Here is a 16,765-nt window from a genome sequence, read left to right on the forward strand (position 1 = left end):
CGTGCGACAGTGAGGAAACGATGACCCCCAACGCTCCAGCGGTCCTGATGTTCGCGGACACGACACACACCGCCGCGATGCGGAACGAGGTCCCGCACTCCGTCCACGATCCCTTCCTCTACATAGAGAAGGGCGACGAGCGCTTCACCGTCCTGCGGTCGCTGGAGGTCGCGCGGATGTCCGAGGTGCCGCGCATGCACGCGCTCCCGCTGGAGGAGTTCGGCCTCGACGAGCTGGTCGCCTCCGGCCTCTCGCCCGACCAGGCGACGCTGGAGATCGCGCTGCGCGCGTGCCGCAGGCTGCAGATCGAGCAGGCCGTCGTGCCGCCTGCGTTCCCGGTCGAGCTGGCCGACCACCTGCGCGCCGGCGGAATCGAGCTCACGGTCGACGGCACGCTGTTCGAGACGCGCCGTCGTGCCAAGTCGAGCGCACAGCTGGACGGGATCCGCCGCGCGCAGACCGCCGCCGAGGCAGCGGTCGCATCCGTCGCGCAGGCGCTCCACGACGCCGAGGTCGGCGCCGACGGCGGCCTGGTGCTCGACGGCGCGCCGCTGACGTGCGAGCGGCTGAAGGAGGGCGTCGCGCTCGCGTTCATCCGCAACGGCTGCGGCGGCGACGACGTGATCGTGGCGCACGGCTACCAGACCTGCGTCGGCCACCACTCGGGCTCCGGCCAGGTCATGGAGGGCGAGCCGGTGACCGTCGACCTCTGCCCGCGCGACCCCGAGTCCGGCTGCTACACCGACATCACGCGCACGTTCGTGAAGGGGCCGGTGAACGACGAGCTGGCGCTCTACCACCGCATCGTCAAGGAGTCGATCGACGCGGTCCACGCCGCGATCAGACCGGGTCTGCCGGTGCGCGAGCTGCACCGCATCTCGTGCGAGCCGATCGCCGCCGCCGGCCAGCCGACGCGGCTGACGAAGAAGCCGGGCGAGGTGCTGAACGAGGGCTTCTTCCACAGCCTCGGCCACGGCGTCGGTCTGGAGATCCACGAAGCGCCGCACCTCGACCAGAACGACGACGTGCTCGTGCCCGGCGACGTGATCGCGGTCGAGCCCGGCTGCTACCGCCAGGGCTTCGGCGGCGTGCGGCTCGAAGACCTCGTGCTGGTGACCGAGAGCGGCAGCGAGCTGCTGACCGACTACCCCTACACGCTCGCGCCCGAGCCGATCCGCCGCGGCGTCGCCAGATGAGCGCAGCCGCGGCGTACGTCGCACGCGAGGCGGACCGCTTCGTCGAGGAGTGGCGCGCGCTCTGCCGGATCCCGTCCGTCTCCGGCGCGCGCGAGCCGATCGAGCAGGCCGCCGCCTGGATCGAGCGCCGCCTGGAGCCGCTGTTCGACGAGGTGCGCGGGATCGAGATCCCCGGCCACGGCCCGCTCGTCGTCGCTGAGCTGCGCGGCACCGGCAGCGGGCGGCTGCTGCTCTACACCCACTACGACGTGCAGCCGCCCGGCGACCCCGCGGCGTGGACCTCGCCGCCGTTCTCGGCCGAGGTCCGCGACGGCGCGATGTACGCGCGCGGCGCGTGCGACGACAAGGCCGACGTGACCGCCCGCATCCAGGCGCTGGAGGCGTGGCTGGCGACGCTCGACGGCAGACGCCCGCCGTTCACGATCGTCTTCCTCTCCGACCCCGCAGAGGAGATCGGCAGCCCCGGCCTGGCCGAGGCGCTCGCGGCGAACGCGAGCAGCCTGCGCGGCGACGCCTGCCTGTGGGAGAGCTTCCTGCGCGACGACGACGGGCGGCCCGGGATCGGCTTCGGCTGTCGCGGCAACCTCGAGGTCAGACTCGACCTGCGGCTGCTGAAGGCCGATCAGCACACGGCGTTCGCGTCGATCGTCCGCTCGGCGCCGCTGGAGCTGATGCGCGCGGTCGCCTCGATGACCGACGGCGACGGCCGCGTGACGATCGACGGCTTCCACGACGGTGTTCGCGCCGCGACACCCGAGCAGGCGGCGGCCGCCGCGCGGATCCCGCTGCCGACCGCGGCCGTCACACGCGAGGACACCGATGCGCGCCCGTACTGGCGCGCGGAGGAGGCGGAGCTGCGCCGGCGGCTCGTGTTCGAGCCGTCGCTGTCGGTCTCGCAGTTCGTCGTCGGCGCCGACGGCGTCGGCTCGGTGCCGGCGGCGGCGAGCGTGACGCTGCGCTTCAGCCTCGTGCCCGACCAACAGCCCGACCGCGCGCTCGACGCGATCGAGACGCACCTCGCCGCGCACGGCTTCGGCGACGTCGAGGTCGTCGGCGGCCGGCGCATCCTGCCGGCCGCCTCGCCGCTCGACACGCCGTTCGCGCACGCGACGATCGAGGCGGCGCGCGACGTCTTCGGCGAGCCGGTCGTCTACCCGGTCCTGATCGGCGCCGGCCCGGGGCGGATGGTGCTCGACGAGCTGGGCGCGCCGGTCGTCTCGCCCGCGGGGACGCTGCGGCCGGACGGCAACATGCACGGTCCCGACGAGCACGGCGCGATCGCCGACTACCTCGACCACGTGCGCTTCACCGCGCGCCTGTTCGAGCGGCTCGCCGAGCGCGGCTTCTAGCGCGGCGCGCCGCCCGGCGCGCGCGGACAGCGGCGCGCCGGGACGCCGCTTCCGGCGTTTGCGCCCCGCCTGCGCGGGAATCGCTGAGGACGAGATGGCCCGCAACGAGATCGTCGTCCACGTTTCGCCCGACCGCGTCTTCGACGTGCTGTCGGACCCGCGCGCCTACGCACGCTGGGTCGTCGGCTCGCAGGCGATCCGCAGGGCCGACCCCGACTGGCCGGCTCCCGGCAGCTCGTTCGACCACGCCGTCGGCGTCGGGCCGCTGCGGATCAAGGACCACTCCAGCGTGCTGGAGCGCGACCGTCCGCGCAGGCTCAGACTGCTCGTGATGGCGCGACCGCTGTCGAGGGCGTTCGTCACGCTGACGCTCCACCGCGAGGGCAGCGGCACGCGCGTCGAGCTGGAGGAGATCGCCGCCGACACGCGCAGCCGGCTGCTGTTCAACCCGCTCACGGATCCGCTCGTCGGGCTGCGCAACCGGCAGTCGCTGCGGCGCCTGAAGCGGATCGCAGAGGGCGACGAGCGGATTCCTCCGGGCGAGCTGCCGCCGCGCGGGAGCGCCGAGGAGGCGTCGGTGACCGCCAGCAGCAAGCCCGCGTAGCGCGTCCGTCATCCTCCGTGCCGCATCGCACCGGGGGGTCGCGTGTTCTTGGACAGCGACCACGGTCATTCGAACGGAGGAACGGACATGAAGCGCATGACACTCGCCGCAGCCGTTGTCACGGGCGTCGTCGCCCTGCTCTTCACGGCGCTGCCGGCGAGCGCGGTGAAGCTGATCACCGGGGCAGACATCAAGGACGGCTCGATCACCCGCAGAGACGTGCGCAGAGCATCGCTGACGCTCGACCGCCTCTCCGGCCCGACGCAGAGACTGATCCTGACGCGCGGCGCGAGGGGTGCGACCGGCGCCAGAGGCGCGACCGGTTCCAAGGGCGCGACGGGAGCGCGCGGCGCGACCGGCGCGCGCGGCTCGGCCGGCCCGCGCGGCGCGACGGGCGCGACCGGTCCTGCGGGCCCCGCCGGCGTCAGCGGTTACCAGATCGTCCAGAGAACCAGCACGAGCGTGGTGGGCGCGACGCAGACCGTCGTGGTTGCGTGCCCGACCGGGAAGGTCGCGATCGGCGGCGGCGGGCAGCCGGTCAACGCCGACGCCGCGATCACGGGCAGCTTCCCGGCCGGCAACGCGAGCTGGACGGTCACCGCGAGACAGCTCGCCGGCAGCGACGCGTGGTCGCTGAACGCCTTCGCGATCTGCGCGAACGCGGGGTCGTAGGGGACGCGCGGACGCGGCGGGCGTAGGGACGGGCGGGCGCGGGCGCGGGCGCGCGGCGGGCGCCGGGCACGGCGGGCACCGCGGCCGTCGGCCGCGTCGGCGCGCTATCGGGTGCTGCGATCGGCCCGGGCGCGCTTGGCGAGCAGCATGTGCGCGCGCATCGCGTCGCGCGCGGCGTCGGGGTCGCGCGCCTCCAGCGCCTCGAGGATCTCCTTGTGGACGTCGCGCCCGCCGGACTCGAACACTCTCGTGTCGAGGCCGGCGCGCTGGCGTACGCTGACGCGCATCAGGTCGCGCATCGACTCCATGATGTGCGTGAGGATGCGGTTGTCGGTCGCCGCCGCGAGCGCGACGTGGAACTCGACGTCGGCGAGGAAGCGGTCCGGGCTGCCGGCGAGCGCGAGCATTCTCTCGTACGCGGCGCGCACCTGTGCGAGCTGCTCGTCGGTGATGTCGGCGGCGGCGCGTGCGGCGATCTCCGGCTCCAGGATCGTGCGCACGTCCTGCATCTGGGAGACGATCTGCGCGACGACGCGCTCGTCCTGCTGGAGCTCGAGGATCAGCGGGTCGAAGACGTCCCACTCGGCGGCGGGGCGCACCTCCGGCTTGCGGCCCTGGCGGACGAGCACGAGTCGCTTGTTGACGAGCGTGCCCATCATCTCGCGGGCGACCGTCTTGGAGACGCCGAACTCGCCGCAGATCTCGAACTCCGACGGCGCGCTGTCACCGGGCGCGAGCTCGCCGTTGACGATGCGCGTGACGATGATCCGCAGGATCTGGTCGCCGAGCTTCTGGATCTTGATGTCGGGCCCTGCCATGCCCATATTGTAAGCAGGTACGTGGGGTGAAATCGGCCGCGCGGCCACGTGCACCTGCGCGATCTCACGCGGCCGGCGTCGTCCTGGATCGGTGTCGCAGGACGACAGCAATCCAGGACGATGCCGCGGCTGACGCGTCAGACAGGCTCGGCTGCGACGGCCGACTCGCCGGCCGGCACCGGGACCTCGTCGCTGAACAGCACGATGTGCAGACCGGCCGCCAGCAGCGCTCCGACGAGCGGCGCGACGATGAACAGCCACAGCTGCTCCAGCGCCCAGCCGCCGACGAAGATCGCCGGACCGATCGAGCGCGCCGGGTTGACCGACGTGTTGTCGATCGGGATCCCGACGAGGTGGATCAGCACGAGCACGAGACCGATCGGGATGCCGGCGAACGCGACGGCCGCGATCCGGTCGGTCGCCGCCAGCACGGTGAAGACGAGGAACGCCGTCAGCACGACCTCGGCCGCGAACGCCGCGCCCCACGGGTAGTCGCCCGGTGAGTGCGCGCCGAAGCCGTTGGCGCCGAGGCCCTCGGCGCCGGCGTCGTAGCCGCCTGCGCGGCCCTTCACGATCACGAGCAGCACCCCTGCCGCGACGATCGCGCCGACGATCTGCGCCACCCAGTAGCGGACCGCCTCGGCGCCGTCGATCTTCCCGCGCGCGAGCAGCCCGAGCGTCACCGCCGGGTTGATGTGACAGCCGGACACCGGCCCGACCGCGTAGGCCATCGCCAGCAGCGAGAGGCCGAACGCGAACGCCACGCCGAGATAGCCGATTCTGTCGCCGGCGATCACCGCCGCTCCCACCCCGCCGAACACGAGCACGAAGGTGCCCAGCGCCTCCGCGATCCCACGCTTCAAAGCCACGGATTCGTCCTTCCGTCGATTGGATCTCCCACCGCCGAGATTTCGCCGCCGCGGTTGCGATTCCTCCGCTCGCTGTGTGCGCGATGGCGCTCTGCGGCCGCACGTGGGTACGTAGGCTGAAAGGGAACTCAGCGAATGACTCCGGAAGGACATCCGATGCGCCGCATCCTGATCGGTTTCGACGGCTCCGAGCGAGGCGACGACGCGCTCGCGTTCGGCCGTGTGCTCGCCAACGCGGCCGGAGCGGAGGCCGAGCCCGTCGTCGCGATCGTCTACCAGGCGGTCGTGCCGAAGGACTCGCACGGAACCGAGAGCGACTACCAGGCGCGGCTGCGCTACGAGGCCGAGGAGCAGCTCGCACGGGCGCGCGAGCTGGCGCCGGAGCTGCCGTCCGAGGCGTTCGTCGCCGTGCGCGCCAGCTCGCCGGCGTCCGGCTTGCACCGGCTCGCCGTCAGTCGCGGCGCGGACGTGGTCGTCGTCGGCTCCAGCCATCGCTCGGCGCTCGGCCGCATCTGGCCCGGGAGCGCGACCGAGCAGGTGCTGCACGGCGCGCCGGCCGCCGTCGCCGTCGTCCCGGCGGGCTACGCCGGCAAGCCGGAGGAGGAGCGCGCGCTGCGCAGCGTCGCGATCGCGTACGACGGGTCGCCGGAGGCGAAGAACGCGCTCGAGCAGGGCGTCGCGATCGCTGTCGCCAACGGCGCGAAGGTCGCGCCGATCTCCGTCGTCGACCTGCGCATGCCGACGCCGATCGCCTACGGCTACGAGCAGTACGTCACCGCGGTGCGCGAGCTGGCCGCGGTCGAGCTGCGCGCGGCCGGCGAGGACGTCGCCGGCGCCGCCGACGTCGACCTGATCGAGCGCGAGGGCGACCCGGCGCTGGAGCTTGCCGCCGCCAGCGCCGGCTTCGACCTGCTCGTCGCCGGCTCGCGCGGCTACGGACCGCTGCGCCGGGTCCTGCTCGGCAGCGTCAGCTCGCGCCTCGTGCGCGAGGTGAGCTGCCCCCTGCTGCTGCTCCCGCGCTCCGCGGCGGACGCCGGGGACGAGGACGACGCCGTCACCGGTGGCGCCGCGGCGAGCGCCTAGAGCAGCTGGCTCTGGCTCGCGTTGAGGTCTTTCAGCCGCTGCTCCACACGGGACAGCTCGCGGCCGAAGTCGGTCATGCCGTGGAGCAGCGGCGCCGGGACGGCGTCGCGGCGGGCGTCGGCGAGCCTGTGCATCGCCGAGAGGGCTCGCCTGATGCGGGCTGCCCTGTGCGCGAGGCGCTGCTGTTCCAACTCGGTCCCGAGTGAATGCGCGTGCCCCGCGTGCGGAAGGGTGAGTCGTGCCATGACGCCGATAGTGCCGACGTCATGGCGGTCGCGTCCAGGTTTATGTCGCCATTCCTACGCGTTTGAGACCGATTAGCGGTGTGTTGAGCGCAGGCGTGCCAGAAACGCGGTGATGAGGCGGTGAATTGAACGGTGAAGTTCGCTTCACCGTTTCGCTCACCTCAGTCGCCGACGACCTGCTCGTCGAGCGAGCCGACGTAGACGACGAAGCCTCTCGTGTAGCCGCGGCGCTCGTAGAGGCGCTGCGCGTCGACGTTCGTCGTCGCGGTCGTGACCTCGATGTCGCCGACGTCGCGGCGGCGCAGCTCCGCCTCGACCGCGTCGAGCAGCTCGGAGCCGATCCCGCTGCCGCGCAGGTCGGGCAGGACCGACAGCGACTGCAGCGTCGCCATCTCGTCGCCGGTGCACCAGGAGGCGTAGCCGGGGCCGATCGTGACGAACGCGTAGCCGATCGGGCCGCCCGCGTCCTCGGCGATCAGGACGAACGCGTTCGGGTCGGTGAGCCAGCGCTCGTACTTGCCGCGGCGGTTGCGCCACGACGCCTCCGGGTCCCGCGCGAGCGCGTTCCCGAGCAGCGGCGTGATCGCCGCGTAGTGGTCCTGCAGCGCGCGCCACAGGGGCGCGAGCTCGTCCAGCTCGGAGATCGGCAGGGGCCGGATCGTGTGCTGAGAGTCCCGTATGCTCATGTTTCGTTCACCTCGGACGCCTTTGCCCGGTCGGGTCGACCATGTCGTACCCGCGCGGGCCCTGCATGACTTGTACCCGAGATCGGCCGCCGAGGCGACGCCGGTCCCTTACCGGTCGAAGGCGAGCCGGCCGAACTTGCCGCGGTAGTACGCGAGCGGCTCGCCCGGTCGCGCGGTCGCCTCGTGCACCTCGGCGAAGAAGACGATGTGCGTGCCGACCTCGACCTGCTGGGTGACGCGGCAGACGAGCTGGGCGAGCGCGTCGAGCAGCAGCGGCTGGCCGTGCTCGCCGGTGTCGACGGCGACGCCCGCGAACTTGTCGTCGCCCTTGCCGGCGAAGCGGCGCGCCAGCTCGTCGTCGCCCTCGCCGAGGATGTTGACCGCGAACGCCCCCGACCGCAGCAGCGCCTGGCCGGTGGCCGACGATCTGTTCATGCAGACCAGCAGCATCGGCGGTTCGAGCGAGAGCGAGCTGACCGCGCTCGCGGTCGTGCCGTGGCGGACGCCGTCGAGCGTCGTCGTGATCACCGTCACGCCGCTCGCGAAGTGGCCGATGACGTCGCGGAACGCCTGTGGCGTCAGCGGCTGGAGTCGTGCGTCGTGGCGGTTCTCGGCGGTCATGGAGCGGGTTCTGCGCACATTCTTGCGTGCCTGTTCGTCCTTTGTTCGTATGACGGTCATCCGATACCCTGGGACCGATGGCCGGACTCGCCGACCTCTCCCCTCCAGGCGGTGACTCGCTCCGGGTCGGCCGGGTCGCCGCGCCCTTGCGCGAGCAGGTCGTGGACGTGCTGCGCGAGGCGATCCTCGACTTCCGCCTCAAGCCCGGCCAGCGTCTGATCGAGCGCGAGCTGATCGAGCAGATCGGCGTCTCGCGCACGACGATCCGCGAGGTTCTACGGCAGCTGGCGGCCGAAGGGCTCGTCACGACGATCCCGCAGAAGGGCGCGGTCGTCGTCGTGCCCTCGCCCGAGGAGGCGGCCGAGCTGTACGACGTGCGGCTCGTGCTGGAGGCCGCGGCCGTCGAGCGCTTCGTCAAGAACGCCTCGCCGGAGCACGTCAGAGCGCTGCGGGCCGCGGTCGACGAGATGGAGCGCGTCTCGGGCGACGGCGGTGACGACGTGCGCGCGGTGCTGCGCGCCAACGACGAGTTCTACGAGGTGCTGCTCGCCGGCGCCGGCAACAGAACGTTCCACACGCTGCTGTCCGGCGTGCAGGCGCGCGTGCGGGTGCTGCGCGCCAGCTCGCTCTCGCAGCCGGGGCGCCCGGCCGCCGCGGTCGCGGAGCTGCGGGGGATCGTCGAGGCGATCGAGGCCGGCGACGGCGAGCGCGCCGCGCGGATAACCGCCGACCACCTCGAGCTGGCCGAGCGCGCCGGCCTGCAGGCGATCACCGCCGCCGGCCGCATCGACGCGTAGGCTGCCGCGCATGAACCCGACTCAGCGCGTGCTCGTGATCGTCGGCGTCGTCGTGGTCGCCGCGCTCGGCTTCGTGCTGTTGAAGGCGAGCGACGACTCGTCCACCAGCGATCAGCCGAGCGACCAGTCGATCAGCGCCCCGGCGCAGAGAACGACGACCCCGGACGAGGCCAGAGCGCCCGCGACCAGAACGGCGCCGGCGAGAGCGGCGGAGCCGGCGGTCGCGCGGATCGTCGTGCGCGACGGCGAGCCGGTCGACGGCGTCAAGCGGCTCGTCTTCCGCAAGGGCGAGACGATCCGCTTCACGGTCGACGCCGACGCGCCGGAGGAGGTCCACCTGCACGGCTACGACGTCGCCAGAGACGTCGGACCCGGCCAGCCGGCCACGTTCGCCGTCCCGGCGAACATCGAGGGCATCTTCGAGGCCGAGCTGGAGCACGCCGGCACCGAGATCGCCTCGATCACCGTCGAGCCGTAGCGGCCAGCCGGCGGTCCCGTGCCGGCCCCGGAGGGCCGGCGCGAGGACGCGGTCAGCGGCGGGTTCTTCTGCCTCTCGCTCTTCTGGCTCTTCTCGCTCTCGTCACTCTGAACGTGGTGCTGCTGGTGGTCCCAGCGGTTGCGCTCAGGGTGTAGCTGCCGGCGGCGAGTCTTCTGCCGCCGACTCTCGCCGGGAACGCCAGCGTGTTGGCGCCAGCTCTGCCGGACGCGCCGAACGAGCCCACGACGGTCCGGATCACGCAGCTTCTGCCTCTTCTGGCGCTCGGCCGGCATCTGCCTCTCGCTCTACGGCCTCTCACGTCGCGGGTCACGGTGAATCTCACCGTGCCGGCGGCGGTCAGCGTGTACCTGATCGAGACGCCTCTTCTGCCGGCGGCGAATGCGCTCGGGCTGACGGAGAGCGCCGTCAGTCTCAGCGCGGCTGGTCTCGGCGAGACCGGTCCCGGCGTCACGGGCGGCGTCGGCGTCGGCGGTGTGGGAGGTGGTGGTGGCGGCGGCGGCGTCGAGACGCTGACGTCGTCGACCCACCAGCCGCGGCTGGGGTTGGAATTGTCGGAGCCGAAGCGGAAGCGGTAGAGGATCGTTCTGCCCGCGAACGGCGTCAGGTCGAGCGCGGTGCGCTGCCAGCCCGTGCTGATGCCTGTGAAGATGAATCTGTCGGCCGCGGGATCGAGCAGCGGATTTCTGAACGATCTCGAGACTCTCGCCGTCGGTGGGTTCTCCGTGTACTGGGCCGGTTCGGCGCGCGTCCAGCTCGCCCCGTTGTCGGTCGATATCTCGACGACGCCGCCGTCGAAGGTGTTCTCCGTCGCGGTGCGCTGGAAGAACGTCAGCGACGACGGGCCACCGCCGCGGATCGCGACCGGCGAGGACGTCAGCGTCATGTCGGTGACGTGTGTCGGCCCGGACACGAATGCGGCGTTGGAGCCGGAATGCTGGTCGGTCTGCACGGCGCTCCAGGTCGGGTCGCCGGGCAGCGAGACGGCCGCGGATGGGGTGAACCCGCCGAGCCCGCTCTCGAAGCTCTCTCCGCTCGGCGGGAGCGGCTGCGGCTCGCCGTAGATGAAGTCGTCCATCGCGACGACGTCGACGCCCGGTCTGTCGAGCACGCCGGGCGCGAGGGCCGCGTCGCCGGGGCGGATGCGCACCAGCGCGACCCGCTCGCCCTGGTCGAAGCGCACGCCGACGAACGACAGCCCGTTGGCCGGCGCGAAGAACGAGCCGAGGTCTCTGCCGTTCTGGTCGAAGAACTGCAGGAACGTCGAGTTGGCGGTGCCGACCCCGGTGAAGACCGCGCCGAAGCCGTTCGTCGTCGCCGCGATCGGACTGCTCGGGACGCGGAAGACGATGTCGAGCGGACGCGAGACGGTGGTGAACAGCCGCTCCGGCGAGAACGTCTGGAACAGCGCAGGATAGGTCGGTTCGAGGTTGCCGAAGCGCGGTCTCGTCAACGCGTCGGACTGGCTCACCTGCGTCGTCGCGTTGGAGCCGTCAGACGCCGTGAACAGCACGCCGCGGGGTGAGTTCGCGTTGAAGAAGTTGAACGGCAGGTTGCTCGGCGAGGCCGACCCGTCGGGCACGCCGTCCCAGTTGATCTCGCGACGCCCGCTCGGCGCCGAGCCGGGCGTGTTCGGATTCAGCGTCCCGAGCTGTGCGCGAAAGCCGTCGACCGCGGCCTGGATCGCCGCGGCGTTGGCGCCGCTCGCTCTGGTCACGACCGGATCAGCCTGGGCGGTTTGCGTTCGCCAGCATCACCAAGAACGCGCTCACGGTGACGACGACGGTGAGTCTGCGTGGCATACCGTATCTCCCTGCCGGTTCAAGCCGACGCGGATCCGTCGGGCGACGAGCGAACCTGACCGGAATATCTGGCGAAAACAAGCTAGAAAACGGTATGACTGCCCTCGGGCGCGCCAACCTGGCGCGGCGGCGCTCCTGGCTCAGAGCGTGTGGTTCGTGCTCAGAACGCGCAGTTCTTGCTCAGAACGCCCGGTAGCTCGTCCGCGAGACGGTGAAGCCGTGGCCGCTGCCGGAGTGGCTGCATGTCATCCCGCTTCTGCGGCTGGTGCAGGTGAAGCGGCCGGCTCTGCGGGATCTGCCGTAGCCGAGCACGGCAGCTCTCGGGTTTATCGTCGTGTCGCCGGCGCAGACGAAGCGGCCGCGGCCTCTCGTGAAGACGTACATCCCCTGGCCCCAGTCGAGCCGGCACGTGCGCGGCTTCGGCGGCGCCTTCCAGCTGTGTCTCCAGACGTCGCAGCGAGCGAACTGGCGGTCCATCGCGCAGCCGATGTTGCCCGACGGCGTCGTGAACGTCTGAAAGCCGCCGGCGGCGGTCGCGGCGGCCGGCAGAAGCGCGGCGGCGCAGAGCGCGGCGGCGCAGGCGAGGGCGATCCCGAGGTGGCGCATCGGCGGGGGCCTACCCAGCGTCTGCGACGGTGAAGCGCAGTGGCAGCGCCGCCAGGCCGTAGACGCCCTGCACGCCCTCGAAGCGCGGCTCGCCGTCGAGCGCGAGCGTCTCGATCCGCTCGGCGAGGAACGTCAGCGCCTCCTGCAGCTCGGCGCGCGCGAGGTTCGCGCCGAGGCAGTAGTGGACGCCGGCGCCGAACGTCAGCGGTCTCGGGGCGGCGTCGCCGTCGCGGGTGATGTCGAAGCGGTCGCCGTCGGGCACGTCGTCGCGGTTGGCCGCGAACGACGAGACGAGCACGACGGTGTCGCGCGGGAACGTCACGTCGCGGTACTCGACCTCCTCGACGAGGATCCGCGCGGTGAACGGCGTGATCGGCTCGTAGCGCAGCGCCTCCTCGACGGCCGCACCCGCGAGGCCGGCCGGGTCCGCGCGCAGCGCCGCCCACTGCGACGGCCGCTCGGCGAGCAGTCGCAGCGTGTGCGCGAGCTGGCTCTGCGTCGTGTCGACGCCGCCGATCAGCACGTTCAGCACCAGGTTGACCAGCTCGACGTCCGACAGCCGGTCGCCATCCTGCTCGGCCGCGATCAGCTGCGAGATCAGGTCGTCGCCCGGGTCGGCGCGGCGCGCCTCCAGCAGCGCGCCCGCGTAGTCGTAGAACTCGGCGACCGCCCGCTCGATCCGCGCGCGCTCGGCCATCAGCACCGGCGGGTCGAACTGCCGCTGGATCCAGTTCGACCATTCGTGCAGCCGCGGCGCGTCGTCGAGCGGCGCGCCCATCACGGTCGCGATCGTCAGCGACGGATACGGCTTCGCGAACGCGCCGACGAACTCGCACGCGCTGCTCCGGTCGGAGCCCACGACCTCGTCCCACACCGAGGCGAGGAACGCCCGCATCGCCGGTCGCCAGCGCTCGACCGCGCGCGGCGTGAAGGCGGGGTTGACGAGCCCGCGCAGACGCGCGTGCTGCGCGCCGTTCAGGTGCAGGATGTTGCGCCGCATCTCCTCCAGCAGCGGTCCTTCCTCGACCGCGAACAGCTCCGCGATCTTCATCCCGGGGAACTCCGCGCTGCGCGTGCGCAGGAAGAAGCTCGCCGCCTCGCGCTCGAGCACGACGACGCCGAGCGGCGTGTTCGCCAGCCAGCCGTGCGCGCGCAGTTCCGCCATCGTCGCGTGGAAGCGCGGGCCGTGGAGCGCCGCGTCGGTGTAGTCGAGCGACGGCAGGTCGAGAGCTGTCAGCGGCGTCGGCATCGGACCGGTTCCCGGTCCCACCCTATCCCGTGGCAAGCACCCGCCGCGCGGGTAGGAACCCGGTCATGGCGGCGCGGGGCGTGGCGATCGAGGCGGACGGGCTGGGCGTGGACGGCGCGCGCGGAGCGGTCTTCGCCGGCGTCAGCTTCGCCGCGCAGCCGGGCCAGCTCGTCGCGATCTGCGGTCGCGGCGGCAGCGGCCGCACGTCGCTGCTGCTGACGCTCGCCGGCCGTATGCGCCCCGCGCACGGGAGCGCCAGCGTCGGCGGGAACCCGCTGCCGGCGGAGGCGGCCGCCGTGCGGCGGCTCGTCACCGTCGCCCGCGCGACCGGCGCCGTCGAGCTGCAGGACCGCTGGCGCGTGCAGGAGGCGATCGACCTGCAGGAGGTGCTGCGCGGCCATCGCGTCGACGCGCGCGAGGCCGCCGCGACGCTCGACGCGTGCGGCGTGACCGCGGGCGGAGACGACCCCGTCGAGTCGCTTGCGCCGGCGCAGCGCACGCGCCTGGCGATCGCGCTCGCGTGGTTCGAGGGGCCGCCGGCCGCCGTCGTCGACGACGTCGACCGCGGCGCCCCGACGGCCGCCGAGCGCGAGATCTGGCAGGTGCTGCGCGGGCTCGCCGACCGCGGCACGACCGTGCTGGCGACGACCACCGACCCTGCCGCCGCGAGCGGCGCCGCCGACGCGATCGTGAGCCTGGAGGGCTGAGTGCTCGCGCCGTTCCGCCTCGCGCTGTCGGAGCTGCGCCGCTTCCGCGGCCGCCTCCCGCTGATGGGCCTCGCGTTCCTGCTCGTCGTCCCGACGCTCTACGGCTCGCTCTACCTGTGGTCCAACTGGGATCCGTACGGCAAGGCGGACGAGATCCCGGTCGCGGTCGTCGACGAGGACGAGCCGACGACGGTCGACGGCAGAAGAGTCGACGCCGGCGCCGAGTTCGTCACGCAGCTGAGAGCGCAGAGAGAGCTGGGCTGGCGCTTCACCGACGCGGCCGACGCGCAGGACGGCCTGAAGTCGGGCCGCTACCTGATGATCATCACCGTCCCGCGCGACTTCAGCCGCAAGCTCGCGAGCCCGGCGACCGGCTCGCCCGAGCGCGCCAGACTGCTGATCCGGCTCGACGACGCGAACGGCTACATCGTCTCGATCATCGCCAAGACGGTCGAGTCGACGATCCAGAACCAGGTCAACGCGGCCGCCTACGCGACCTACGTGGAGGTCGCGCTGGGCGGCTTCGAGCAGGTCCGCAGAGGGCTCGCGCGCGGCGCCAGAGGCGCTGCCGAGCTGGAGCAGGGTGCCGGCGAGCTGCACGCTGGTTCGACCAGACTGTCCGACGGGTTGGACCAGTTGAGCGCAGGGGCGCGCAGACTGAAGAGCGGCAGCGCGCAGGTGCGCGACGGCAACCAGCAGCTCGCGGGCGTCGTCGACAGCGCCGCGGGAGCGGTCTCCAACGGCCTCGACCGGCTCGACGGCGTCGCGGGCGTGGCGGGCGACGCGGCCGACGTCGCCGATCAGCTCGCGGGCGGCGCGAGAGGAGCGGGCGAGCTGTCCGCGAGAATCGAGCAGCAGGTCCAGCAGCTGGCGCAGGCAGCCCCGAGCGTTGCGGACGACCCCGCCTTCCAGGAGCTGCAACGGCTGACCGCCGACGCCGCGCAGCAGACCGGTCAGGTCGCGACCGACGCGCAGGACGCCGCCGACCGGCTCGGCACGCTCGCGCAGCAGGCGCAGGGCGCGTCGGGCCGCAGCGACGCGCTGAAGGCGCAGGTCCAGCAGGGCCGCGACGACGTCGACAGACTCGCGCGCGGCGCCGCGCAGGTCGCCGACGGCGCCGCGCAGCTCAGCAGCGGCCTCGCGACCGCTGCGGACGGCGCGCAGAGACTCCCGCCCGGCGCCAGACAGCTGCAGGACGGCGCCGGCAGATTGGCGAAGGGGCTGAGAGGAGCCCGCGACAGAGTCCCGGCGAGCGACCCCGCGGACCGCTCCGCGCAGGCCGAGACGATCGCCAACCCGGTCCAGCTGTCGTCGTCCAACGCGCACCCGGCGGGCGTCTACGGCCGCGGGATGGCGCCGTTCTTCCTCTCGATCGCGCTGTGGGTCTTCGGCCTGATCGCGTACCTGATGCTTCGTCCCGTCGCCGGCGAGGCGCTCGCGAGCCGGCTGCCGGCCGCGACCGTCGCGCTCGGCGCGTGGCTGCCGGCGGCCGGGCTCGGGATGGTCGCGGCGCTGATCCTCTACGCCGTCGTCGACGTCGGTCTCGGGCTCGACCCGATAGAGCCGTTGCAGACGATCGGCCTGATGCTGCTCGCGGCGATGACGTTCGTCGCGATCGACCACTGCCTGCGGCTCGCGCTCGGCGTCGTCGGCGACGCGGTCTCGCTCGTGCTGCTCGTGCTCCAGCTCGCCGCGTCGGGCGGCATCTACCCGATCGAGACCGCGCCCGGCGTGCTGCAGGCGATCCATCCGTTCCTGCCGATGACCTACACGATCGACGGGTTCCGCGTGACGATCTCCGGCGGGCAGACGTCGCACCTGGTCACGAGCGTGCTCGTGCTCGTCGGCCTGCTCGTGGCGGCGCTCGCGATCACGACCTGGACGGTCCACCGCCAGCGCGTCTGGACGATCGCGCGGCTGAAGCCCGAGCTGGAGCTGTAGCCGCTACTGGCGCGCCGCAGCGGCGCGTGCGGGCGAGAGCGGCGGCGCGCGCTACCAGCGCCAGCGGCCGGCGCGCGCGAGCGGCTCGCGCAGCACGGCGGTCAGCTCGCTCGCGACGGCGCGCGCGCCGTCGCGGATCTGCGCGTCGACCGTCGCTCCGGCACCTGCCGCGTCCGCGTGCGTTCTCCAGCCGCCGGCGACCGCGCGCGAGGCGGCGGCGACGGCGCCGAGCCCCGTCGTCGTTGACGAACAGCGGAAAGTCGTCCGGCGCGCCGCCCTGCGCGCCGAGGCCCGGCACGAGCAGGAACGTGTGCGGCATCAGCGCGCGCAGCACGCGCGCGTCGTCGGGGTAGGTGAGCCCGGCGACGGCGCCGACGTTGGAGTAGCCGCACGCGCCGCGGCGCTCGGCGCCCAGCTCGTCGATCAGCTTCGCGACCTGCTCGAAGACGCGGCCGTCCGGCGTCTCCAAGCCCTGCACGCGCGCGGAGCCGGGGTTGCTCGTGCGCACGAGCACGAACAGGCCCTTGCCGTAGGCGTCGGCGGCGTCGAGCATCGGCTGCAGCGACTCGGGGCCGAGGTAGGGGCTGAGTGTGACGGCGTCGCTGTCGTGGACGGGCAGCTCCCGCTCGCCGATCTGCAGCCGGCCGAGCGCCGCGGTCGCGTACGCGGCCATCGTCGAGCCGATGTCGCCGCGCTTGGAGTCCTCGACGACGAGCAGGCCGGCCGCGCGCGCGTGGGCGGTGACCTCCTCCAGCGCGTGCAGCCCGGCGGCGCCGAACGCCTCGAAGAAGGCCGACTGCGGCTTGACCGCGGGCGCGACGCCGGCGACGCCGTCGATCACCGCGCGGCAGAAGCGCGCCGCGGCGGCGGCCGCGCCGGCGAGGTCCTCGACGCCGTCGAGCAGCTCGGGCGGCAGCTGGCGCAGCTCCGGGTCGAGGCCGACGACGAGCAGGCTGCGGGTCGCCTCGATGCGGGCGACGAGGCGATCGGCGAAGTGGTCGGCGGCCATCGACCGGCGAGTCTA

The 16,765-nt window shown here is 72.8% G+C and carries 18 protein-coding genes; 9 read left to right on the plus strand and 9 right to left on the minus strand.

The features are described 5' to 3' along the window. The first annotated feature begins 20 nt into the window (after positions 1-20). The 4 genes from CWOE_RS04680 to CWOE_RS33780 all read left to right on the plus strand — a co-directional run bounded on the left by CWOE_RS04680 (position 21) and on the right by CWOE_RS33780 (position 3,821). Complete coding sequence (locus tag CWOE_RS04680) at positions 21-1,196, plus strand: M24 family metallopeptidase (RefSeq protein ID WP_012932422.1); 1,176 nt, start codon at positions 21-23, stop codon at positions 1,194-1,196. After that, positions 1,193-2,545 (plus strand): M20/M25/M40 family metallo-hydrolase, encoded by a 1,353-nt coding sequence (locus CWOE_RS04685; RefSeq protein WP_012932423.1) that lies wholly within the window; start codon positions 1,193-1,195, stop codon positions 2,543-2,545. The genes CWOE_RS04680 and CWOE_RS04685 overlap by 4 nt, the downstream gene beginning before the upstream one ends. A gap of 94 nt (positions 2,546-2,639) precedes the next feature. Then, positions 2,640-3,149: an SRPBCC family protein gene (locus tag CWOE_RS04690; protein WP_012932424.1), complete on the plus strand. Its 510-nt coding sequence runs from the start codon at positions 2,640-2,642 to the stop codon at positions 3,147-3,149. Positions 3,150-3,236: 87 nt separating this feature from the next. Then, positions 3,237-3,821, plus strand: coding sequence for a collagen-like triple helix repeat-containing protein (locus CWOE_RS33780; RefSeq protein ID WP_012932425.1), 585 nt, complete (start codon positions 3,237-3,239; stop codon positions 3,819-3,821). A gap of 104 nt (positions 3,822-3,925) precedes the next feature. On the opposite strand, the gene CWOE_RS04700 is transcribed toward CWOE_RS33780, so the two are convergent. Then, positions 3,926-4,639, minus strand: coding sequence for a FadR/GntR family transcriptional regulator (locus CWOE_RS04700; protein WP_049793182.1), 714 nt, complete (start codon positions 4,637-4,639; stop codon positions 3,926-3,928). Between the two features lie 137 nt (positions 4,640-4,776). Further along, complete coding sequence (gene aqpZ, locus CWOE_RS04705) at positions 4,777-5,508, minus strand: aquaporin Z (protein WP_012932427.1); 732 nt, start codon at positions 5,506-5,508, stop codon at positions 4,777-4,779. 156 nt (positions 5,509-5,664) lie between these two features. Here aqpZ and CWOE_RS04710 point away from each other — a divergent pair, with 156 nt between their 5' ends. Next, positions 5,665-6,591 carry a universal stress protein gene (locus CWOE_RS04710; RefSeq protein WP_012932428.1) on the plus strand — a complete coding sequence of 309 codons (927 nt, stop codon included), beginning with the start codon at positions 5,665-5,667 and terminating at the stop codon, positions 6,589-6,591. Here the strand turns inward: CWOE_RS04710 and CWOE_RS04715 are convergent. From CWOE_RS04715 to CWOE_RS04725, 3 genes are all read right to left on the minus strand, one after another. Further along, on the minus strand, positions 6,588-6,836 hold the full coding sequence (locus CWOE_RS04715; RefSeq protein WP_041730110.1) for a hypothetical protein: 249 nt from the start codon (positions 6,834-6,836) through the stop codon (positions 6,588-6,590). The two genes, CWOE_RS04710 and CWOE_RS04715, sit on opposite strands and share 4 nt — an antisense overlap. Positions 6,837-6,997: 161 nt before the next feature. After that, a complete protein-coding gene (locus CWOE_RS04720) occupies positions 6,998-7,522 on the minus strand; it encodes a GNAT family N-acetyltransferase (RefSeq protein ID WP_012932430.1) in 525 nt (174 codons plus the stop codon). A gap of 108 nt (positions 7,523-7,630) precedes the next feature. After that, a complete protein-coding gene (locus tag CWOE_RS04725) occupies positions 7,631-8,143 on the minus strand; it encodes a flavin reductase family protein (protein WP_012932431.1) in 513 nt (170 codons plus the stop codon). Between the two features lie 77 nt (positions 8,144-8,220). Here CWOE_RS04725 and CWOE_RS04730 point away from each other — a divergent pair, with 77 nt between their 5' ends. Together CWOE_RS04730 and CWOE_RS30210 are read left to right on the plus strand one after the other, a co-directional pair. After that, positions 8,221-8,940 (plus strand): GntR family transcriptional regulator, encoded by a 720-nt coding sequence (locus CWOE_RS04730; protein ID WP_012932432.1) that lies wholly within the window; start codon positions 8,221-8,223, stop codon positions 8,938-8,940. Between the two features lie 10 nt (positions 8,941-8,950). Further along, positions 8,951-9,418 (plus strand): hypothetical protein, encoded by a 468-nt coding sequence (locus CWOE_RS30210; RefSeq protein WP_012932433.1) that lies wholly within the window; start codon positions 8,951-8,953, stop codon positions 9,416-9,418. A gap of 52 nt (positions 9,419-9,470) precedes the next feature. Here CWOE_RS30210 and CWOE_RS32490 read toward each other — a convergent pair whose 3' ends face one another. From CWOE_RS32490 to CWOE_RS04750, 3 genes are all read right to left on the minus strand, one after another. Further along, positions 9,471-11,153, minus strand: a complete 1,683-nt coding sequence (locus CWOE_RS32490) for a hypothetical protein (protein ID WP_012932434.1) — start codon at positions 11,151-11,153, stop codon at positions 9,471-9,473. Between the two features lie 265 nt (positions 11,154-11,418). Further along, positions 11,419-11,844, minus strand: coding sequence for a DUF6636 domain-containing protein (locus CWOE_RS04745; RefSeq protein ID WP_012932435.1), 426 nt, complete (start codon positions 11,842-11,844; stop codon positions 11,419-11,421). A 10-nt stretch (positions 11,845-11,854) separates the two neighbouring features. Continuing rightward, positions 11,855-13,093, minus strand: coding sequence for a cytochrome P450 (locus CWOE_RS04750; protein ID WP_012932436.1), 1,239 nt, complete (start codon positions 13,091-13,093; stop codon positions 11,855-11,857). Positions 13,094-13,158: 65 nt separating this feature from the next. On the opposite strand from CWOE_RS04750, the gene CWOE_RS04755 reads away from it, so the two are divergent. Together CWOE_RS04755 and CWOE_RS04760 are read left to right on the plus strand one after the other, a co-directional pair. After that, positions 13,159-13,800 carry an ABC transporter ATP-binding protein gene (locus CWOE_RS04755; protein ID WP_012932437.1) on the plus strand — a complete coding sequence of 214 codons (642 nt, stop codon included), beginning with the start codon at positions 13,159-13,161 and terminating at the stop codon, positions 13,798-13,800. Then, the gene (locus CWOE_RS04760; protein WP_012932438.1) at positions 13,801-15,741 is read left to right on the plus strand and encodes a YhgE/Pip domain-containing protein; all 1,941 of its coding nucleotides are present in this window, start codon (positions 13,801-13,803) and stop codon (positions 15,739-15,741) included. Here the strand turns inward: CWOE_RS04760 and pyrF are convergent. After that, a complete protein-coding gene (gene pyrF, locus CWOE_RS04765) occupies positions 15,671-16,750 on the minus strand; it encodes an orotidine-5'-phosphate decarboxylase (RefSeq protein WP_012932439.1) in 1,080 nt (359 codons plus the stop codon). The genes CWOE_RS04760 and pyrF overlap by 71 nt on opposite strands. Between the last annotated feature and the right edge of the window lie 15 nt (positions 16,751-16,765).

Source organism: Conexibacter woesei DSM 14684, assembly GCF_000025265.1.
Taxonomy (GTDB): domain Bacteria; phylum Actinomycetota; class Thermoleophilia; order Solirubrobacterales; family Solirubrobacteraceae; genus Conexibacter; species Conexibacter woesei.